The following is a 19,246-nucleotide window of genomic DNA, read 5'->3' as shown; positions in this document are numbered from 1 at the left end:
ACAAAGTGAAAGCGGCCTGCGAGTCTGCCAAGCAGAATCCCGGCGAGGAGAACTCCTTCCGGCAGCTGCGGCTGAACCAGTGGGTCAAGCAGGCTGTGCGCTGGATGCCGATGGACAAGCGGGACGCCTGCGCCTTTCCGATTAATGAGGAGGACCTGGAGGGCCGCATCTGCTACGGCGGGCTTGACCTTTCAAGTACCACGGACATCACGGCGTTCGTTCTGGTATTCCCGCCGCAGGATGAGGAGGATAAATACAGCATTCTTCCGTTCTTCTGGATACCGGAGGAAACCGTTGACCTTCGTGTAAAGCGAGACCATGTTCCCTATGATCTGTGGGAACGGCAGGGACTTCTGATGACCACGGAGGGCATGTGGTTCACTACGGATACATTGAAAAATTCATCGAGCGGCTGGGCGACCGCTTCAACATCCGCGAGATTGCATTCGACCGCTGGGGAGCGGTGCAGATGGTGCAGAATCTTGAGGGCATGGGTTTCACGGTTGTTCCGTTCGGACAGGGCTTCAAGGATATGTCCCCGCCGACCAAGGAACTGATGAAGCTGACTTTGGAGGAGAAGATCGCGCACGGCGGACATCCCGTCCTGCGGTGGATGATGGACAATATTTACATCCGCACCGATCCTGCCGAGAACATCAAGGCGGACAAGGAGAAATCGACAGAAAAGATCGATGGCGCGATTGCGACCATCATGGCACTCGACCGGGCGATCCGGTGCGGCAATGAATCTCACGAGAGCGTGTATGACTCCCGTGGGATTTTGTTTATATGAGGAAGGAGCGTGATGAGATATGGGAATATTCAGCGGTTTATTTCGGTCAAGGGATAAGCCCACCGACAGCACGGTCGGTTCGAGGTACGCCTTTTACATAGGCGGCAGCTCATCCGGCAAGGTGGTGACGGAGCGGAGCGCAATGCAGATGACGGCGGTGTATGCCTGTGTGCGTATCCTGTCGGAGGCAATCGCGGGACTTCCGCTCCATATGTACCGCTACAAGGATGACGGCGGCAAGGAAAAAGCACTCGACCATCCGTTATACCTTCTGCTCCATGACGAGCCGAACCCGGAGATGAGTTCATTCGTGTTCAGGGAAACACTGATGACTCATCTTTTGTTGTGGGGAAACGCTTATGCGCAGATCATCCGCAACGGCAAGGGCGAGGTCGTGGCGCTGTATCCGCTGATGCCGAACAAGATGACTGTCAGCCGGGATGAGACAGGACAGCTTTATTACACCTATCAGAAATCTCAGGAAGAGCTGCCGAAGGACAACACCTACACGGTGACGCTCCACCCTTCCGATGTGCTGCATATCCCCGGACTCGGCTTTGACGGACTGGTGGGCTACTCGCCGATTGCGATGGCAAAGAACGCCATCGGGCTTGCGATTGCCACAGAGGAGTACGGCAGCAAGTTCTTTGCAAACGGCGCGGCGCCGAGCGGTGTGCTGGAGCATCCCGGCACGATTAAGGATCCGCAGAGGGTCAGGGAATCGTGGATGAGCCAGTTCGGAGGGTCGGCGAACAGCAACAAGATCGCCGTTCTGGAGGAGGGGCTTAAATACACGCCTATCTCCATCTCGCCGGAACAGGCGCAGTTTTTGGAAACAAGGAAGTTCCAGATCAATGAAATAGCCCGGATTTTCAGAGTACCGCCGCACATGGTGGGCGACCTTGAGAAGTCGAGCTTTTCCAATATAGAGCAGCAGTCCCTTGAGTTCGTGAAGTACACGCTCGATCCCTGGGTGGTCAGATGGGAACAGTCCATACAGAGGACGCTCCTGACGCCGGAGGAGAAGAAAACATACTTTGTGAAGTTCAACGTGGAAGGGCTGCTCCGTGGAGATTACCAGAGCCGTATGAGCGGATATGCCACGGCAAGGCAGAACGGCTGGATGAGCGCAAACGACATCCGGGAACTGGAGAACCTTGACCGAATTCCTGCGGAAGACGGCGGCGATCTCTACCTCGTAAATGGCAATATGCTCCCGCTTAACAAGGCGGGTGCTTTTGCAGATACAACTACTGACCAAGGGAAGGAGGAAGAAGCCAATGAGTCAGACGAAGAAGTTCTGGGCGTGGAAGAACCAGGTGGGCGAAGGCGGAACCGAGGCAAGGGTGCTTGAACTGTACGGCACGATTGCCGAGGAGAGCTGGTTCGATGATGACATCACACCAGCGCAGTTCCGTGAGGAGCTGTTTGCCGGGAGCGGTCCCGTGACCGTGTGGATCAACTCGCCCGGCGGAGACTGCATTGCGGCAAGCCAGATATACACCATGCTGATGGATTACAAGGATGACGTGACCGTCAAGATCGACGGCATCGCGGCGTCTGCGGCTTCCGTCATCGCAATGGCGGGAACCGAGGTGCTGATGGCTCCCACGGCGCTGATGATGATCCACAATCCTGCGACCATCGCTATGGGCGACCATGAGGACATGCAGAAAGCCATCGAGATGCTGGACGAGGTCAAGGAGAGCATCATCAATGCCTACGAGATTAAGACCAGCCTGACAAGGGCGAAGCTGTCACACCTCATGGATGCGGAGACCTGGATGAACGCAAACAAGGCTGTGGAGCTGGGCTTTGCGGATGGCATTCTCGAAGATGAGAAGGCAGCTGACATTGCCGTACCCGCCTATGCGTTTTCAAGGAAGACCGTACAGGCGGCACTGATGAACAAGATCACTGCCAAGGCAAAGCCTGTGCAGAAAGCCGATATCCCGGCAGACGCGCAGACCGACACACCGGCACAGCCGGAGGAACCGGCGGGACGCTCGGTTGATGAGCTGAAAGCCCGCCTCAACACGATCAAAAACTTTATTTAACGGAGGTAAATCATCATGACTATTATCGAAATGCGTGAGAAGAGAGCAAAGCTGTGGAATACGATGGAGGGCTTCCTCGATACCCACAGAAACGACAAGGGTGTGCTGTCCGTAGAGGATGATGCCACCTATTCCGCTATGGAGCAGGATCTGAACGACATGTCCAACGAGATCCGCCGCATGGAGCGCAGGGATGCCATCGAGGCGGAACTGAACAAGCCCGTGGGCAAGCCGCTCACCGGCATGCCTGAGAAGCCCGGTAATACCGAGGAGAAGAAGGGTCGTGCGTCCAATGCCTATAAGGAGGACTTTGGCAGACACCTTCGCGGAAAGGCTCCCATCCACAACGTGCTTTCCGAAAGCACCGACGCGGACGGCGGCTATCTCGTGCCGGAGGAATTCGAGCATGATATCGTGACCGGGCTTGACGCAGTGAACGTGGTTCGTTCCATTGCCAAGGTCATCACGACTCAGAATGACAGGAAGATCCCGATTTCCGTTGGCCATTCGGTAGCCAACTGGACTGCTGAGAATGCAGCTTTCACCGAGAGCAATCCGACCTTCGGCCAGAAGGAGATCGACGCCTATAAGCTCACCGACCTTATCCGCATCAGCGTGGAGCTCCTGCAGGATGCGGCGTTCCCTCTTGAGGAGTATATCGCCAATGAGTTCGCCAGGGCGTTCGGTGCTGCCGAGGAAGAGGCGTTCTGCGTGGGTAACGGCACGGGGCGTCCTACAGGCATCTTTACCGCCAACGGCGGCACAGTCGGCGTGACCGCTGCGGCAAACAACGCCATCACTGCAGATGAGCTTATCAACCTCGTGTACGCACTCAAGGCTCCGTACCGCAGGAACGCAAAGTTTCTCATGAACGACGCGACTATCTCTGCCATCCGCAAGCTGAAGGACGGCAACGGTGTCTATCTGTGGCAGCCTTCCCTCCAGGCGGGAGAGCCGGACAAGCTGCTCGGCTACGACCTTTACACCTCGCCTTATGCGCCTACTATGGCGGCGGGCGCGTATACCGTTGCGTTTGGCGACTTCCAGAACTACTGGATCGGCGACCGTGCGGGCAGAACTGTTCAGCGTCTGAACGAGCTTTACGCTACCAACGGACAGATCGGCTATGTGGCAACGGAGCGCGTGGACGGCAAGGTCATCCTCGCCGAGGGCATCCAGCTCCTGCAAATGAAGGCATAAGGAGGACGAAGCTATGAGCGAGTATAACGCAAAAAACTATACCGAACAGGGTGGCGATGTCACCCCTATCGGCGGAACGCTGATCATCGAGGAGGGAGCCTCTGTGGAGGGGCTCCTTTCCACGCCTGCGGAAAACCAGGCAGACAGCGAGGCAACGACTGTGGTTGCTCTGAAAGAGGACTTCAATGATCTGCTGGCAAAGCTGAAGACTGCCGGGCTTATGGCTGCGGACGAATAATAACCGGGCAATCGAGCCGTCCGTGGGAGCAATCCTGCGGGCGGCTTTTATGAAGGGAGTGAGACTATGGAAATTATTACGCTTGATGAGGCAAAAACCTATCTTCGTGTGGACTATTCCGATGAGGATGACCTTATCACAAGTTTTATATCTACGGCGGAAAAGCTGGTACAGGATATGTCACGGCTCTCGGATGACGACTGGGATGCCGCCGATGAGGATACCCTTGCCGGTGTGCGGATAGCCATCCTTTTTACGGTCGCATATCTCTATGAGCATCGTGAGGAGGCAGACCACAGCGCACTGAACCTGACGCTGCGCTCCCTTCTGTTCGGCATACGGGAGGAGGGATTCTGATGAATATCGCAGCCATGCGGGTGCGAGTCACCTTCCAGAAAAATACGGTCATCGTAGACAAGTACGGGAACCACAAGAACGGCTGGGCGGATTATTTCTCCTGCTGGGTGACCGCAGGCTCCAACAATGCGGTAAGCGGCACGGGGATCGGCTCCGAAAGCACGGGCGTTGTTATCCGCTCCGAAGAGTCCCTTTCCTTTACTTGCAAGTGGTGTTCCGAACTTGCCGCCGTGGAGTCCACGAAATACAGGATCGTCTGCGAGGGCAAGACCTACAACATCATCTATGTGAACCCGATGGGCTTCAAGCATAACAGCATCAAGTTTTCCTGCGAACTGGAGAGCAAGTCATGAGCCGCCGGGTATCCGTGGACGGCATGGCGGACGCCATCATGGAGGAACTGACGAAGTACTCCGAACTTGCTGCTGATGAACTGAAAGCCGCTGTGAAAGAGACAGCGCAGTCGGTACGCAAGGACATCCAGGCATCCGCTCCGTCACGCACGGGAAAATACAAGAAATCGTGGTCGGTAAAGACCATGAAGGAATCCTCGGAGACCATCGACCTGGTGGTGCATTCCAAAAACCGCTATCAGATAGCGCACCTTCTGGAACACGGCCACGCCAAGCGCGGCGGAGGAAGGGTGGCGGCAAGACCGCATATCGCTCCCGCCAAACAGGCAGGAAACGAAAAGCTGGTCAAGACCATCGAGCAAAAACTGAAGGGGTAACATGGGGTCCCCGGCAAGCCGTCAGGCTTGTTGGGGAGAGGACGAGCAACGGAATGAATGAGCTTTTCGCACTTTGTGCGGAAACGAATGATATGGAGTTTGCGAGGACGATATGACACACGAAGAAATCGTAACCATGCTGGAGGAGGCAAACCTTCCTCTTGTCTATGACCATTTTGCGGAGGGAGAAAGTCCCGATCCGCCTTTTTTAATCTTCCTTTTTCCGGGGACGGACAATATGTTCGCCGACAATAAGGTGTGGCAGAAGATCAAACAGCTGAACATCGAACTGTACACGGACGAGAAGTCGCCGGAAACGGAAGAAACAATCGAGGACATCCTGGACTCCTACGAGATTCCTTATGAGAAGTCGGAGTACTGGATCGAATCGGAAAAGATGTACGAAGTGCTTTATCAAACAGAAATTTTAGGAGGTAACTGACTATGGCAACGAAAAAGAACAAAGTCAAGTTCGGTCTGAAGAACTGCCATTACGCCCTGGTCACGCTTGCGGACGACGATACCGCCACATTCGGCACGCCCGTGGCTATGCCGGGTGCCGTTTCCCTTTCGCTTGACGCGGAGGGTGAAAACGAGCCGTTCTACGCCGATGATTCCGTGTACTACATGGTATCGGACAACAACGGCTATTCCGGCGATCTGGAACTTGCGCTCATCCCGGAGAGTTTTCTTACGGACATCATGCACGAAACCGAGGACAGCAACGGCGTTCTCTATGAAAACAAGGACGTGGAGCCGGAGCATTTTGCCCTGCTCTTTGAATTCACGGGTGACCAGAGGAAGATCCGCCACTGTATGTATTACTGCTCGGCGAGCCGTCCTTCCGTATCCGGCAATACCCGCGAGGACTCGACCGAGGTGCAGACGGAAACGCTCTCGCTGACTGTTTCTCCTCTGCCGAGCGGACTGGTGAAGGTCAAGACCGGGACGAACACCACGGCGGCTGTCTATGACGCATGGTACAACTCGGTATATGAGATTTCGACCGAAAGCAGTGGCGAGTAAGGAGGGCTGAATCATGGCAGTAACAAAAACGATCGCCGTTGACGGCAAGGACGTGACTTTCCGTGCGTCCGCAGCCATTCCACGGCTTTACAGAAACAAGTTCCACAGGGACATTTACCGTGACTTGAATGAACTTCAGAAAGGCATCGATGAGAACAGTGCCGGGGAATCCAACCTCGACACTTTTTCTTTGGAACTTTTCGAGAACATTGCGTGGCTCATGGCAAGGCACGCCGATTCCGCCGTTCCGGACTCTCCCGAAGAGTGGCTGGACGGCTTCAACACTTTTTCTATCTACGAGGTGCTTCCGCAAATCATTGAACTGTGGGGCATCAACACGCAGCAGCAGGTCGAGTCTAAAAAAAACGTCCCGCCACGGAAAGGGAGATGACAACGCCGCTGTTCCTGCTCCGGTGTGTGCAGATCGGGCTTTCCATTTCGGAGCTCGACCTGCTCACCATCGGGACGGTGAACGATATGTATGCGGAAATGTCAAATGACGACTGGGACTACGCGCAGGTCGCTACCTAGGAGCAGATGGACAGATTTTAACGAAGGGAGGCAGGACGCATGGCTGACAGAATTAAGGGCATAACAGTCGAAATCGGCGGCGATACGACCGGCCTCTCGAAAGCCCTGTCCGGCGTAAACAAAGAGATAAAGTCCACGCAGACACAGCTGAAGGATGTAAACAAGCTACTGAAACTGGATCCTACGAATACAACGCTCCTTCAGCAGAAACAGCAGTTACTCAAGACTGCCATCTCCGAAACGAAGGACAAGCTGACGCAGCTGAAATCCGTGCAGGATCAGATGGATGAGGGCTTGAAGAACGGCACGGTCACACAGCAGCAGTATGACGCCTGGCAGAGGGAAATTGTAGAAACAGAAAACGAACTGAAGAACCTGCAGAAGGAACTGGATAACTCCTCTACGGCAATGACGAAAATGACTGCCGCCGGGGAGAAACTCCAGTCTGTGGGCGATACGATTTCCGGCGTAGGAAAGAAAATGATGCCCGTGACCTTGGGCATCACGGCTCTCGGTACAGCTGCTGTCACTACGGCGGCAAACTTTGAATCTGCAATGAGCCAGGTACAGGCTACGATGGGTATCACCAAAGATGCCATGTCCGAAGTGGACGGGCAGTCTGTCAATACGATGGATACCCTTACCGAACTTGCTAAGGAGATGGGTGAGACTACGGCGTTCTCCGCCACGGAGTGCGCCGAGGCGTTAAACTACCTCGCACTCGCCGGATATGATACGCAGCAGATGTGCGATACACTGCCCACCGTTCTGAACCTTGCTGCCGCAGGCGGTATGGAACTTGCCATGGCGTCGGATATGGTGACGGATGCCATGTCCGCTCTCGGCATGGAAACTTCCGATGCGGATATCATGGTCGACCAGATGGCGAAAACAGCATCCAGCACCAACACCTCCGTGGAGCAGCTTGGCGAGGGCATCCTTAAGATCGGTGCGACCGCAAGAAATGTAAGGGGCGGCACGGCGGAACTGAACACGGCGCTCGGTATCCTCGCCAATAACGGTATCAAGGGAGCCGAGGGCGGCACACACCTTCGTAACGTCATCCTCTCCTTGCAGGAGGGCTGTGAGAATGGCGCTATCGCTGTGGGCGATATGTCTGTCCAGGTCTATGATGCCGAAGGAAATATGCGTTTCTTGAATGATATCCTCGGCGACATGAACACGGCGATGGACGGTATGACCGCCGAAGAAAAGAACAACATCATCAGTAAGATTTTCAATAAGACCGACCTTGCGTCCGTCAATGCGCTCCTCGCCAACACGGGTGATACATGGGATGATTTGCAGGATTCCATCACCAATTCCGCAGGGGCGGCGCAGCAGATGACGGACACACAGCTTGACAACCTGCAGGGACAGCTGACGCTTTTGAAATCTGCCCTGGAGGGACTTGCCATTTCTATCGGTCAGATTCTGATGCCGTATATCAAGTCCATCGTTTTTCACATTCAGAGTTTCGTGAACTGGCTGAATAACCTCGATGAGCGGACGCAGAAGATCATCGTAACGGTGGCGCTTGTCGTGGCGGCGATCGGTCCCGTGCTGATTATCGTGGGAAAAGTCATCTCATCGGTCGGTACGATCATGACGATCATTCCGAAAGTAACATCTGCTATGTCCACAGTCAAAACGGCAATGATGGGGCTGAATGCAACGATGGCGGCAAATCCGATAGGGCTTGTCATTGCTGCTATCACTGCGCTTGTGGCGGCCTTTATCTATCTGTGGAACACGAACGAGGATTTCCGCAACGCCATCACTGAGATATGGAACGGGCTTATCGAGAAATTCAAGGCGTTCACGCAGGGCATCGTGGATAAGCTGAATGAGCTGGGATTCAGTTTTTCAGATATCGGAGAGGTTATAAAAGCAGTATGGGACGGCCTTTGTTCCATACTTGCTCCGATGTTTGAGGGCGCTTTCCAGCAGATTGCAAACGTGTTGTCCTATGCCATGGATCTGATACTCAATATTATTGATATTTTTGTCGGCATCTTCACAGGTGATTGGGATCAGGCGTTGAGCGGAATCAAGGGGATTTTCACTTCTACCTGGGACTTTATCTGCAATACCTTCACCAATATTACGAATACGCTGAAAGGCATTCTGGACGCATTCCTCGGTCTGTTCGGGACTTCATGGGATGAGGTCTGGACTTCGATAAAGGATTTCTTTGTAGGAATCTGGAACGGCATTAGCAGCTTCTTCTCCGGCATTATTACGGGAATACAAAATACAGCGACCGCAGTATGGACAGCCATCAAGGATTTCTTCGTTTCAATATGGCAGGCGATCAGTAATGTATTTACCACTGTTGTCAACGCGATCAGCAGCTTTGTTTCTGCAGCATAGGAGGGCATAAAAAATACAGTAACTACTGTAATGACTGCCATCCAGACGGCAATCTCTACGGTTTGGAACGCTATCCAGATGGCAATTACAACCGTGGTGAATGCGATAAAGACCGTAATTTCTACGGCTTGGAATGCCATAAAAACCACAACCTCCACTGTTTTCAATGCTGTAAAGGGCGTGGTCACTTCTGTTTGGAACGGCATAAAGACGGCGGTCATGAATGTGGTCAACACGATGAAGTTAGGTATCAGCAATGGCTTTAATGCGATCAAGAGTACCGTCTCCAATATCGTGAACGGCATCAAAAGTACCATTTCAAATGTGTTCAATACTATCTGGAGTACGGTTTCCGGCATCGTGAACAAGCTGAAATCGGTGTTCAACTTCAGCTGGAGTCTGCCGAAGATCAAGTTGCCGCATTTCTCCATTTCCGGCAGCTTCTCGCTGAACCCGCCGTCCATTCCGCATTTCTCCGTGGAATGGTACAAAAAGGCCATGTCCGGCGGCATGATCTTAAAGGACGCCACAATCTTCGGCCAAAGCGGAGGAACACTCCTCGGCGGTGGAGAAGCCGGAGACGAGGCTGTGGTGGGCGTGTCCTCACTGCGTTCCATGATACAGGATGCGGTGCAGGGCGCGGCTTTGTCGCTTTCTGGTGACCAGCCGCTTATCAACATACAGGAAATGAGCGTAAGGAGCGATGATGATATCCGCAAGATATCTCAGCAGCTGAACACGCTCTTAAATGTCGGCAGACGGGCGAAAGGATATATTTGATATGGGATTTTCATTTAATGGTACGACTTCCCAGTCTATGGGGATCGCCACAAGAATTACAACTGAAAACCGTATGCCGGACCTGCGGAACAATACCATCACCATGCCGGGGCATGAGGGCGTTTTCGATTTCGGGGAGACCATCGGCGAGAGGAAGATACAGATTTCCTGCTTTATCCCTCCGGGGAAAAGCGATGAGGACTTCCTCTCGCTGAAGGACGATATCATTGCGTGGCTCAATCCTGACAACGGGCTGTGTCCGCTTGTCCTTGACAAGGAGCCGGGGCGGGTATATTCCGCAAGGCTGAACGAGGGCTTTTCCTTTGACAAGGCGGTGAGGAATTCCTGCACCTTTAACCTGACATTCTTATGTCCCGATCCGTATGCCTATGCAGCCACGGATGAGACATACGATATTGGGAGCGTGGGAACACATACGGTTTCCCGCTCCCTTGGGAACGCTTACTCCCTGCCGGTGTATTCGCTGAAGGGAGTGATCCTCTCCGGTACGGACACATACATCACGATAACCACGAACGACAGCGAGTTAAAGATCGTAGGGAAACTTTCTACCGGAGAAACGCTGGTCATCGACTCGGCTTTCATGACGGCAAAGGTTGTAGACTCAAACGGTGATACGCTCCGGAATGGTCTGCCGCTTTTATCAGAACTTAATTTTCCTGCTTTGGACGTGGGAGAAAATACGGTCACGGTGGCTATTTCCGGCAGTACGGTGACCTTTACGGAACTTCAAATATCGGCGAGGAGCCGCTGGAGGTGATTTTGTATGGCTTTAAAAAATACGATGAACACACAGGATGCCTTTACCGGGCAATTCCCTACATCGTGGGGAAAGGACGGACTGTGGCGCTTCAATGAATCTGAACCGGATGCGAACACCTGCACGGCGGACTCCTCCGGGAACGGACGCAACGCCTACATCAACAAATGGAGCGGAACGACCGCCGATTTTAAAACAGGGCATCTCGGTAATTACTTTCAGATGAACATCAACAATCCGTCCTCAGAGCAGACCTGTCTGCGTGTGTCTAATGACGGGAGTATGTTTTCAAATATCGGGGAGCGGATTATCGTGGGCGGATGGATGCGTCCGACCACCTATTCCGTAGGCAACACATACACGCCTATCCTCTCTACCAGGGGCGGCACGGGACAGCCGATCTTCTATCTGTCCCTTATCCGTGGCAAGCCGAGACTGATGCTCTACAATTCTTCCGGCACTCTGATATTGGATACTTCGGTCACACCATCGTTCAATCTGGAAAATGCCAAGTGGTACTTCATCGCGGCTGTAATCGAGCCGGATAGCAAGAGAGCCTGGTATGTACTCGGCAGCAGGGAAAGCGGCGCGGTGTGGAAATCATTCGCATTGACCTTCACGGGTGAACTGAACCGTTCCTGTACGGCAGACCTTATATGGGGAATGCTGAACAGTTCCTACTGGTATGCGGCTGCTTTGACGACTGGTTCTTAAATTGTGATACGGATCTGACAGCGGATGATCTTGCCGAGTGGTTCCTGAAATCCCTCTCTGCCAATGGCGCGGATACGGATTCTGATGTAGATGGTCTGACCGCAGAGGATACGGTCACGCTCAAAGCAACGGGCGGCATCTATGCTGAAAGCGGTGTGCTTGTGACAGCTGCCACGGAATGCGGGATAAGCGGCACAGGCAGAGTTTCTGTCAAGGCAGAGACATCTCCGGGCGTGACGTCCGTATCGCTGGTCGAGACATCGACCTCGGATGACCTTGCCACCTGGACGGACTGGATTTCCCTCGGCACGGGCGGAGCATTGCAGTCTCCGTCAAAAAAGTACATCCGATACCGCATCACGCTTGCCACCACGAATACGGCAAGGACGCCGGTGCTGACGGCTGTCAGCCTGTATGACAATTCGAAACCGCTGTATTCGCAGCTTGGCTATGCGCGTCCCGTTATCCTTGGGGATGATGATACCGCAGAGGCTGTGCTTGAGAACGCCTACGACATCATTGTCACCAGCGAGATCAACGGCATCGATACGCTGGAATTCAAGCTGCCTTTCAAGGACAGCAAGCGTGAGTATGTAGAGAACGAAAAGCAGGTGCGCATCGTATCTGATACCTACCGCATCCGTACTGTCACGGATGATAAGGACGAGAGCGGCAAGGCGATCACCTCCGTGTATGCGGAGGCGGCGTTCTATGATCTGTCTTTCTCCGTCAAGAAGGAAGAAAGCACCTTCACGGCGTGGTCAATGTCAGCACCAAGAGGACATTGACATCGACCGAGAATAACGCGCTCTCTATTCTTCGCCATGTGCAGAACATCCACGGCGGCGACCTGATCTTTGATAACGCCAACAAGCTGGTGAACCTGCTGACCTTCTCCGGCACGGACTCCGGGGCATTGTTCTGCTACAGGAAAAATATGAAGTCCATCCAGAGGGTGATCGACACCACGAGTCTTATCACGAGACTTTACGCTGTCGGTGCGGACGGCATGACCTTTGCCAATATCAATGACGGAAAGCCTTATGTGGAGGACTTCACCTATACAAGTGAGGTACGCATTAAAACGCTGGATTGCTCCAATTTCACGAATCCTTATCAGATGTTGGAGTCTGCCAATATGCGCCTTGCGGACTACGCGGCGCCGCGAATTTCCTATGTGCTGAAAGCGATGGATCTGACCGTGCTGACGGGCTATGAGTATGAGGCATGGAACCTTGGCGATACGGTTATGGTGGTGGATGAGGATTTAGACCTTTCCATCAAAACGAGGATTGTCCGCCGGGAATACAACCTGCAGGAGCCTTGGAACACGGTGCTGGAGCTTTCCACAACGCTCCGTGAACTTGGTGATTCCACGTCACAGTGGGACGCTGCCGCAGATGTCCCTGAGGGTGCGAACTACATCGACAACCAGCAGCTGCAGAACTTTGTGCCGTTCAACCATCTGAAAAACTCCCGCGGAGACGATGGCTTTGCCTATTGGACGAATTCCGGCTTTTCGGTGGATGGGGATAACGACGTGACAGGCACGGCATCCTTCAAGTGCGAGGGCACGTACAACGCCACCAAGTACATGGAGCAGACGGTCATTCCCTCTAACCGTGACAGCTATACATTTTCCGCGCAGATCGCGACGGAAGACCTCAGTCTTGGCAGCAGCGGACAGGTCGGCGTGGAAATCGTGATCGAGTACGAGGACGGCAGCACGGAAACGAGGACAATAGACCTCATATCCTCGTCAGATACGGAGGTGTGACGCTATGGCAAATTTTACCCATGTGCATGGCACAGTGAGTCCGCAGTACGGCAGGGTCGCAAAGATCACCGTCAGGATATATGTGAATGACTGCACGGGGACGGTATACATCACGGATATGAATTTGCGGGACGGCTCCCTTGCCTCCGGCTGGGTCGGTCATGTAAGCGAAATAAAATGGACGCAGGACGGTGATTAAATGGCTGATTTTGAACGCTTTGTAGAAGTCATATCGAAGAAAGAGGATAAGCGGGTCGTGAATATCACTGTCCGACCAGTGGTCGCAGACTGCGAGGGCAATGTATGGTTTACCGACCTTATGCTCCAAGAGGGTGATATGCTGTCGGGATATACGCCTCACACGAAGGGATTATTGAAGGAATCAGAAAATGATCCTGTGTGGTTTAACGGCATCGTCCGTTCGGAAGAAACCGTGATCCTCTTAAACCTTGGCGGCACTTCGGCGGGGCTGGATATCCACCTCTATCCGAAACAAAGGATGGACGGTGGCTCAGTCACGCTGGCGCAGGGTGTCGGTGGTCAGAAAGCCACCTTCCCGAATGCAATGAACGCCGGGGACGATGTGGCTCTTTTGGCATCGACAAGAAAATGCACAAGGAACGGTGTGAAAGAAACGAAGTACGGATTCTATCAATACAGTGCGGCGTGGGATTCCAAGCACATCGTATCCCTCCCGCAGGGGAAATCCGCACAGCTTTTATATTCAATGCAGGAAATGGACGATGGAGGTGAACTGCTCTGATGGACACATTAAAGGGAAAGAAAATCATGGTGTGGACTTTCATGGGCAACACCAGAATGTATAACGCTCTGCGGGACTATGGTGACCGCATCAGCCAGATCGGGCTGTTCTCTTTCAAGGTCAGGGCTACCGGGGAGATTTACGAGACAGGCGTTTCCATATCGTCAATGATGACCTACATCAACCGCTATCCGCATATCAAGAGGCTGCTGACCGTGGCGAATGACGGAACGAACAGCATCTTCCGTGCCTTGCGGGATAACACGAACGGCGCGCAGGATATGTTCCTCTCGGAGATCGTCCGTATCATGCAGAAATATCCGTGGTGTGACGGCGTGGACATCGACCTGGAAAAAGGTGATGGCTACTCTACACATGAAGCGTCCACTGCGATGTTCCGCAATATCTACAACATGGTCAATGCATACGATTCCTCAAAATTGATGAATATCTGTCTGCCGGGTATGACTTCGGTCAACGGCTCGGTCGGCGGCGAGAACTGGTGCGTGTATGCCGATCTAAATAATTACTGTGATACCGCATCTATCATGAGCTACGGCATGGCATGGGCAGGCTCCGCGCCGGGACCGGTGTCCCCACGTTCGTGGCTTGAGGGTATTTACGATTACGCATCGCAGGTCATGGATACAGAGAAGGTGTTTCTCGGAATGCCGGCTTACGGATGGAACTGGCAGATATACGACAAGCCGGAGAACATCGGCAAGACCTATCGCGGCACTTCGCAGACCTACTATGCCGCGCAGAATTGGCTGAAGGGCGTGTATAACTTCACGGACGATCAGCCGCCGCAGCCCTTTATCCCGTTCGTGGGCTATTGGGATGATAACAACAAAGTGCCGTGGGCGCTCCCTCATGTATATGACTACATGGAGGGACGGGACGCTGACAGCTACGAGTATCCGCAGATGTCGGGGACATATAACGGCAGGCACTATCTGACCGCATATAGCAAGCAGCAGAAAACGGAGTTTGAAAATATCATCATCGACCATGACGGCGGCAACTACGCCAGCGCATCCGGCATTGTATCCATCGAGAACGGCATCGCCACACTCGGCGATGAAGGCTCGGTAACCTATAACTTTACTGTCAGCACGGCGGGAACTTATGACGTAGCGGTGCGGCTCTGTTATCCCTTCTGGGATAAGAACGGTATCTATGTTTCGCTTGACGGAACGACCAGGCACTATACGGAAAGCCGCTTGTGGTGGCCGTATTGGAGAACTACCTTCTGGACTACGCTTGCAAGCGGCGTGAGCCTTTCAGCTGGAACGCATACCATAAGGATTTCTGTCGATGTCAAAGGCGTACAGTTTTATGGTTTTCGTGTCTGCTCATCGTTTTCCGAGAAACCGTCCGCAGGAGAAGCGACCTATTCCTTCTCCCCACGGCAGTTCAAGGACGTGGATGGCAGCATGGTCGGTCCCGACCGAGGATTTCGTCTGACGCTTGAAATGCTCCGCCGAAAGCCCGATTCGGCTCTTGTCTGGTATGAGGGACTTCCGGGACTACGGAGTTCTTGAAACGAACTACTGGACAACGCTGTCCGGCTCCTTTGAGGTATGGAGGTCGGATGAATACTCCACGGAGCGAGTTTACTCCCAGCTTGACGGCAAGGGACAACTTGCCTGGAAGTATGACGGCTTTTCCGACATCCACTTGCGGGCAAGGCTGGCGTTCCCTGCAAGCGGCAGCGGCAAGGCAGGCATATTCTGCGGAGCTCTGTTCTGCTGTCTGAATTATGATAATCAGGCGATGGAGCTATGGGGCGGCTCCACGCTCCTTGGCAGCTACAGTCAGGAAATCACGAGGACGCCAAACGCAGACCTTCGGACTGATCCGTCCATGTACACGGTGGAGATGCGTATCCGGGGAAACAAGGTGCGAGTGTATTCCGGTTCATCCTATACGCTGCGGTTCACGGCAACGGTGAGCGGCTTCTCCGGCGGTTATGCCGGATATCGCTCCGACAACAGGACAATCTGTGAACTGGTGCGCCTTGGGGATGCCTGGACATATGAGCCTTATGAGCGGTTCGATGTAGTGATGCCGAACGGGACGCAGAAATCCTACGGCCGTATCAGCAGGAGCAACTGTACATGGGACAGCGAGTTCCAGGTATTCACACTGACGGCTGATGTGGAGGAAGCGTCCACCAGGAGCGAGGACATTTCGATGGACTATGACTTTTTCCATTCGGATGATATGACTTCACTATCCTGCGGGAACGACTATCAGGCAATGGTCATCCCCGTGGATATCAACATCTGGATATCCCGCCTGTTCCTCGGCGACGCGGACGGCTTCTCCATCCTCTACTACCAGGATGTGGACTCCCTCGTCTATTGGGCGAACGAGGCGGCTTATCGGTGGAATCTCAGGGGGATGTGTATGTGGTCCCTTGGGCAGGAGGATCTGCGGCTCTGGGAGTGGCTGCCGAAACAGGTCTGACGATACAACACAACTGAAAACACTATCTTTCGGAGATCAGCGATTGCTTTCGGGCAGTCGCTTTTTTCATAAAAAATTTCAACCAGAGAAAGGAAGGTACAAGCGTATGAAAGAATTCTGGAACACCATTCAACTCATCTTTACGGCAATCGGCGGATGGCTCGGCTACTTCCTCGGCGGCTGTGACGGTCTGCTCATTGCTCTTGTGGTTTTCGTGACCGTGGACTACATCACGGGCGTCATGTGTGCCATTGCGGACAAGAAGCTGTCCAGTGAGGTCGGCTTCAAGGGTATCTGCCGCAAGGTGCTTATTTTCCTGCTTGTGGGGATCGCCAACATCCTCGATGTGCAGGTCATCGGTACGGGCAGCGTCCTACGCACGGCAGTGATCTTTTTCTACATCTCCAATGAGGGCGTGAGCCTTACGGAGAATGCCGCACATCTTGGACTGCCTATCCCGGAAAAGCTGAAAGCGGTGCTGGAGCAGCTCCATGACAGATCGGAAAAGGAGGACGAGTGACATGGCTTATACAAACAGTTCTATGGTGGCATACACCAAACTCAGCCCGAACCATTCCGGGCAGCGGACGCATTCTATTGACCGCATCACTCCCCACTGCGTAGTCGGTCAGTGTACTGCGGAGGGGCTTGGAGAGTGGTTTGAAAAAACCTCCACGAAAGCGTCCGGCAATTATGGCATTGACAGGGACGGCCGTGTCGGGATGTATGAGGAGGAGAAGAACCGCTCCTGGTGTTCTTCCTCCAGTGCCAACGACCAGAGGGCTATTACAATCGAGTGCGCGTCCGACACCACGGAGCCTTATGCATTCCGTGACATCGTATATCAGACGCTCATTAAGCTGTGCGTGGATATCTGCAAGCGCAACGGCAAGACGAAGCTCCTGTGGCTCGGCGATAAGGACAAGACTCTGAACTATGAGCCGAAGTCCGGCGAGATGATCCTGACCGTTCATCGTTGGTTCGCAAACAAAAGCTGTCCCGGCAACTGGATGTATGCCAGGATGGGCGATTTCGCCGAGAAGGTAACGGCTGCTCTCGGTAGTGGTACCGATAGTAAAGATGGTGCCACAACTACACTGGGAACACAGGCTATGGCTTTTTCTCCGCTTTCAGAGACGGATGTTGTAAAGAGTGTGGGGACATTGTTTACGGCAGATCAGAAGCAAACGGGCATCCTTGCATCGGTTTCGATGGCGCAGTTCATCCTCGAATCCGGCTACGGCAAATCGGAACTGGCGCAGAACGCCAATAATGTGTTCGGTATGAAATGCTCCCTCTCCGGCAACACCTGGAGCGGTTCGACCTGGGACGGCAAAAGCAAGTACACCAAGCAGACGAAGGAGCAGAATACGGACGGCAGCTACGAGACGATCACGGCAGATTTCCACAAATATCCGTGCGTGGAGGATTCCATTGCAGACCATTCCGCATATCTGCTCGGTGCAAAGAACGGCAGCAAACTCCGCTATGACGGTCTGAAGGGCTGCACCGACTACAAGAAGGCCGTACAGATCATCAAGGACGGCGGCTACGCCACGAGCCTTACCTATGTACAGAACCTCTGCTCCATCATTGAGCGGTGGAACCTCACGCAGTACGATGCGCAGGAGTCGGAAACTGCTATCGCCTGGTATCGCGTCCGTAAGACCTGGGCAGACTCCAAGTCGCAGAAAGGCGCGTTCAAGATTCTGGACAATGCCAAGAAGTGCGCGGATGCCAATCCGGGATATAGTGTGTTTGATGTAAACGGTGTAAACATCTACACACCGAAAACAACTACCGCCGTGCCGTTTCTCGTGAAGGTCAGCATCTCTGACCTCAATATCCGCAAAGCACCGGGGACGGACTACGCAAGGACGCAGTATATCCCCGTTGGAATTTACACTATCGTCGAGGTCAAGTCCGGCAAAGGATCGACCGCCGACTGGAGACGGCTGAAGAGCGGCGCAGGATGGATTTCGCTGGATTATACAGTCCGTGTATGATGCAGAATATCTGAATTTATCTGAGAGCCTGTGGGCATTCCCGTTCGTGGAGTGTTCACAGGCTCTTTTTTTGCTTGAGGGTAGAAATGTTAATAAATTTGCGATATAATAAAATATCCGACTAGTGAAAAAATATTGCACGAAATGGAGCTAAGATATGATTAAGAACAATCTTGAGATCGATGTAAAAGTAAAATGTCTGGAAGAAGGTGTCACACAGGCACAGCTGGCGCAGATGGTTGGCACCTCCGCACCGTATGTTAGTAGGCTGATAAACAAGAAAGAGGGCATCATCAATAAGGTCTTTGTGGATATGCTCGATAAGCTGGGCTACGACATCCAGCTTGTCTATGTGAAGAAGAAAGGGGCCGCTGAAAAATGAGCAAAGAAAGACTCAGTGCATTTACGGATGCGATATTGGCGATCATCATGACAATATTGGTGCTGGAACTTAAGAAACCGGAGGCAGCTGACTGGGCATCGTTTTGGGCACTCAGGTCGGATTTCTTCTGCTACTAAAAACATAGATCAAAGTGTTTATGCCTTAGAAACTTCCTTGTTCATCGTACTCGCTCTCGCCGCCAAAAGACAGGCTGCTGGCGTTTGTACAGCACTCCAAAGGCGTAAATTCCCGACTAGCCATCGGTA

At 53.2% G+C, this 19,246-nt stretch carries 23 protein-coding genes and 2 pseudogenes; all 25 read left to right on the top strand.

Annotation, left to right across the window (positions count from 1 at the left end):
• A pseudogene (locus tag ACO4XG_RS10375) lies at nucleotides 1–793 on the top strand (terminase TerL endonuclease subunit); the annotation flags it as partial.
• A gap of 19 nt (nucleotides 794–812) precedes the next feature.
• On the top strand, nucleotides 813–2,147 hold the full coding sequence (locus ACO4XG_RS10370; RefSeq protein ID WP_485129728.1) for a phage portal protein: 1,335 nt from the start codon (nucleotides 813–815) through the stop codon (nucleotides 2,145–2,147).
• Nucleotides 2,074–2,850, top strand: coding sequence for a head maturation protease, ClpP-related (locus ACO4XG_RS10365; RefSeq protein WP_485129727.1), 777 nt, complete (start codon nucleotides 2,074–2,076; stop codon nucleotides 2,848–2,850). Before ACO4XG_RS10370 ends, ACO4XG_RS10365 begins: the two co-directional genes overlap by 74 nt.
• Nucleotides 2,851–2,865: 15 nt before the next feature.
• Nucleotides 2,866–4,050, top strand: coding sequence for a phage major capsid protein (locus ACO4XG_RS10360; RefSeq protein ID WP_485129726.1), 1,185 nt, complete (start codon nucleotides 2,866–2,868; stop codon nucleotides 4,048–4,050).
• A gap of 13 nt (nucleotides 4,051–4,063) precedes the next feature.
• The gene (locus ACO4XG_RS10355) at nucleotides 4,064–4,288 is read left to right on the top strand and encodes a hypothetical protein (protein ID WP_485129725.1); all 225 of its coding nucleotides are present in this window, start codon (nucleotides 4,064–4,066) and stop codon (nucleotides 4,286–4,288) included.
• Nucleotides 4,289–4,354: 66 nt separating this feature from the next.
• Nucleotides 4,355–4,645: a head-tail connector protein gene (locus ACO4XG_RS10350; RefSeq protein ID WP_485129724.1), complete on the top strand. Its 291-nt coding sequence runs from the start codon at nucleotides 4,355–4,357 to the stop codon at nucleotides 4,643–4,645.
• Nucleotides 4,645–4,998 (top strand): phage head closure protein, encoded by a 354-nt coding sequence (locus ACO4XG_RS10345; protein WP_485129723.1) that lies wholly within the window; start codon nucleotides 4,645–4,647, stop codon nucleotides 4,996–4,998. The genes ACO4XG_RS10350 and ACO4XG_RS10345 overlap by 1 nt, the downstream gene beginning before the upstream one ends.
• A complete protein-coding gene (locus tag ACO4XG_RS10340) occupies nucleotides 4,995–5,375 on the top strand; it encodes an HK97 gp10 family phage protein (protein ID WP_485129722.1) in 381 nt (126 codons plus the stop codon). Before ACO4XG_RS10345 ends, ACO4XG_RS10340 begins: the two co-directional genes overlap by 4 nt.
• Before the next feature lie 112 nt (nucleotides 5,376–5,487).
• The gene (locus ACO4XG_RS10335) at nucleotides 5,488–5,817 is read left to right on the top strand and encodes a hypothetical protein (protein ID WP_485129721.1); all 330 of its coding nucleotides are present in this window, start codon (nucleotides 5,488–5,490) and stop codon (nucleotides 5,815–5,817) included.
• A gap of 2 nt (nucleotides 5,818–5,819) precedes the next feature.
• Complete coding sequence (locus tag ACO4XG_RS10330) at nucleotides 5,820–6,401, top strand: major tail protein (RefSeq protein ID WP_485129720.1); 582 nt, start codon at nucleotides 5,820–5,822, stop codon at nucleotides 6,399–6,401.
• A gap of 13 nt (nucleotides 6,402–6,414) precedes the next feature.
• Nucleotides 6,415–6,792, top strand: coding sequence for a hypothetical protein (locus ACO4XG_RS10325; RefSeq protein ID WP_009322312.1), 378 nt, complete (start codon nucleotides 6,415–6,417; stop codon nucleotides 6,790–6,792).
• Nucleotides 6,789–6,932, top strand: coding sequence for a hypothetical protein (locus ACO4XG_RS10320; protein ID WP_485129719.1), 144 nt, complete (start codon nucleotides 6,789–6,791; stop codon nucleotides 6,930–6,932). The genes ACO4XG_RS10325 and ACO4XG_RS10320 overlap by 4 nt, the downstream gene beginning before the upstream one ends.
• A gap of 39 nt (nucleotides 6,933–6,971) precedes the next feature.
• A pseudogene (locus tag ACO4XG_RS10315) lies at nucleotides 6,972–10,085 on the top strand (phage tail tape measure protein).
• A gap of 1 nt (nucleotide 10,086) precedes the next feature.
• Complete coding sequence (locus ACO4XG_RS10310) at nucleotides 10,087–10,866, top strand: distal tail protein Dit (protein ID WP_485129718.1); 780 nt, start codon at nucleotides 10,087–10,089, stop codon at nucleotides 10,864–10,866.
• Between the two features lie 6 nt (nucleotides 10,867–10,872).
• Nucleotides 10,873–11,580: a hypothetical protein gene (locus ACO4XG_RS10305; RefSeq protein WP_485129717.1), complete on the top strand. Its 708-nt coding sequence runs from the start codon at nucleotides 10,873–10,875 to the stop codon at nucleotides 11,578–11,580.
• Entirely contained in the window at nucleotides 11,523–12,368 is an 846-nt protein-coding gene (locus ACO4XG_RS10300; RefSeq protein ID WP_485129716.1) for a hypothetical protein, read from the top strand. The genes ACO4XG_RS10305 and ACO4XG_RS10300 overlap by 58 nt, the downstream gene beginning before the upstream one ends.
• On the top strand, nucleotides 12,338–13,357 hold the full coding sequence (locus ACO4XG_RS10295; protein WP_485129715.1) for a phage tail spike protein: 1,020 nt from the start codon (nucleotides 12,338–12,340) through the stop codon (nucleotides 13,355–13,357). Before ACO4XG_RS10300 ends, ACO4XG_RS10295 begins: the two co-directional genes overlap by 31 nt.
• Nucleotides 13,358–13,361: 4 nt before the next feature.
• On the top strand, nucleotides 13,362–13,556 hold the full coding sequence (locus ACO4XG_RS10290) for a hypothetical protein (protein ID WP_485129714.1): 195 nt from the start codon (nucleotides 13,362–13,364) through the stop codon (nucleotides 13,554–13,556).
• Nucleotides 13,557–14,120 (top strand): hypothetical protein, encoded by a 564-nt coding sequence (locus ACO4XG_RS10285; RefSeq protein ID WP_485129713.1) that lies wholly within the window; start codon nucleotides 13,557–13,559, stop codon nucleotides 14,118–14,120.
• Entirely contained in the window at nucleotides 14,120–15,664 is a 1,545-nt protein-coding gene (locus ACO4XG_RS10280) for a glycosyl hydrolase family 18 protein (protein ID WP_485129712.1), read from the top strand. Before ACO4XG_RS10285 ends, ACO4XG_RS10280 begins: the two co-directional genes overlap by 1 nt.
• On the top strand, nucleotides 15,633–16,592 hold the full coding sequence (locus ACO4XG_RS10275; RefSeq protein WP_485129711.1) for a hypothetical protein: 960 nt from the start codon (nucleotides 15,633–15,635) through the stop codon (nucleotides 16,590–16,592). The genes ACO4XG_RS10280 and ACO4XG_RS10275 overlap by 32 nt, the downstream gene beginning before the upstream one ends.
• 106 nt (nucleotides 16,593–16,698) lie before the next feature.
• Nucleotides 16,699–17,112: a phage holin family protein gene (locus ACO4XG_RS10270; RefSeq protein WP_485129710.1), complete on the top strand. Its 414-nt coding sequence runs from the start codon at nucleotides 16,699–16,701 to the stop codon at nucleotides 17,110–17,112.
• A gap of 1 nt (nucleotide 17,113) precedes the next feature.
• Nucleotides 17,114–18,598: a glucosaminidase domain-containing protein gene (locus tag ACO4XG_RS10265; RefSeq protein WP_485129709.1), complete on the top strand. Its 1,485-nt coding sequence runs from the start codon at nucleotides 17,114–17,116 to the stop codon at nucleotides 18,596–18,598.
• Between the two features lie 157 nt (nucleotides 18,599–18,755).
• Entirely contained in the window at nucleotides 18,756–18,980 is a 225-nt protein-coding gene (locus ACO4XG_RS10260) for a helix-turn-helix domain-containing protein (RefSeq protein WP_485129708.1), read from the top strand.
• Nucleotides 18,977–19,117 carry a TMEM175 family protein gene (locus ACO4XG_RS10255; protein WP_485129707.1) on the top strand — a complete coding sequence of 47 codons (141 nt, stop codon included), beginning with the start codon at nucleotides 18,977–18,979 and terminating at the stop codon, nucleotides 19,115–19,117. Before ACO4XG_RS10260 ends, ACO4XG_RS10255 begins: the two co-directional genes overlap by 4 nt.
• Nucleotides 19,118–19,246 lie beyond the last annotated feature (129 nt).

The sequence above is a fragment of the Stomatobaculum sp. genome (assembly GCF_057248925.1).
The sequence above is the reverse complement of the archived record's forward strand: the minus strand, read 5'-3'. Positions and strand labels throughout refer to the sequence as shown.

Coding starts and splice junctions, on each gene's coding strand:
- ACO4XG_RS10270 (WP_485129710.1), top strand. CDS start 16,699: ATGAAAGAATTCTGGAACACCATTCAACTCATCTTTACGGCAATCGGC.
- ACO4XG_RS10330 (WP_485129720.1), top strand. CDS start 5,820: ATGGCAACGAAAAAGAACAAAGTCAAGTTCGGTCTGAAGAACTGCCAT.
- ACO4XG_RS10370 (WP_485129728.1), top strand. CDS start 813: ATGGGAATATTCAGCGGTTTATTTCGGTCAAGGGATAAGCCCACCGAC.
- ACO4XG_RS10255 (WP_485129707.1), top strand. CDS start 18,977: ATGAGCAAAGAAAGACTCAGTGCATTTACGGATGCGATATTGGCGATC.
- ACO4XG_RS10325 (WP_009322312.1), top strand. CDS start 6,415: ATGGCAGTAACAAAAACGATCGCCGTTGACGGCAAGGACGTGACTTTC.
- ACO4XG_RS10340 (WP_485129722.1), top strand. CDS start 4,995: ATGAGCCGCCGGGTATCCGTGGACGGCATGGCGGACGCCATCATGGAG.
- ACO4XG_RS10360 (WP_485129726.1), top strand. CDS start 2,866: ATGACTATTATCGAAATGCGTGAGAAGAGAGCAAAGCTGTGGAATACG.
- ACO4XG_RS10260 (WP_485129708.1), top strand. CDS start 18,756: ATGATTAAGAACAATCTTGAGATCGATGTAAAAGTAAAATGTCTGGAA.
- ACO4XG_RS10335 (WP_485129721.1), top strand. CDS start 5,488: ATGACACACGAAGAAATCGTAACCATGCTGGAGGAGGCAAACCTTCCT.
- ACO4XG_RS10280 (WP_485129712.1), top strand. CDS start 14,120: ATGGACACATTAAAGGGAAAGAAAATCATGGTGTGGACTTTCATGGGC.
- ACO4XG_RS10265 (WP_485129709.1), top strand. CDS start 17,114: ATGGCTTATACAAACAGTTCTATGGTGGCATACACCAAACTCAGCCCG.
- ACO4XG_RS10350 (WP_485129724.1), top strand. CDS start 4,355: ATGGAAATTATTACGCTTGATGAGGCAAAAACCTATCTTCGTGTGGAC.
- ACO4XG_RS10290 (WP_485129714.1), top strand. CDS start 13,362: ATGGCAAATTTTACCCATGTGCATGGCACAGTGAGTCCGCAGTACGGC.
- ACO4XG_RS10310 (WP_485129718.1), top strand. CDS start 10,087: ATGGGATTTTCATTTAATGGTACGACTTCCCAGTCTATGGGGATCGCC.
- ACO4XG_RS10320 (WP_485129719.1), top strand. CDS start 6,789: ATGACAACGCCGCTGTTCCTGCTCCGGTGTGTGCAGATCGGGCTTTCC.
- ACO4XG_RS10275 (WP_485129711.1), top strand. CDS start 15,633: ATGAGGGACTTCCGGGACTACGGAGTTCTTGAAACGAACTACTGGACA.
- ACO4XG_RS10300 (WP_485129716.1), top strand. CDS start 11,523: ATGGGGAATGCTGAACAGTTCCTACTGGTATGCGGCTGCTTTGACGAC.
- ACO4XG_RS10355 (WP_485129725.1), top strand. CDS start 4,064: ATGAGCGAGTATAACGCAAAAAACTATACCGAACAGGGTGGCGATGTC.
- ACO4XG_RS10365 (WP_485129727.1), top strand. CDS start 2,074: ATGAGTCAGACGAAGAAGTTCTGGGCGTGGAAGAACCAGGTGGGCGAA.
- ACO4XG_RS10285 (WP_485129713.1), top strand. CDS start 13,557: ATGGCTGATTTTGAACGCTTTGTAGAAGTCATATCGAAGAAAGAGGAT.
- ACO4XG_RS10345 (WP_485129723.1), top strand. CDS start 4,645: ATGAATATCGCAGCCATGCGGGTGCGAGTCACCTTCCAGAAAAATACG.
- ACO4XG_RS10305 (WP_485129717.1), top strand. CDS start 10,873: ATGGCTTTAAAAAATACGATGAACACACAGGATGCCTTTACCGGGCAA.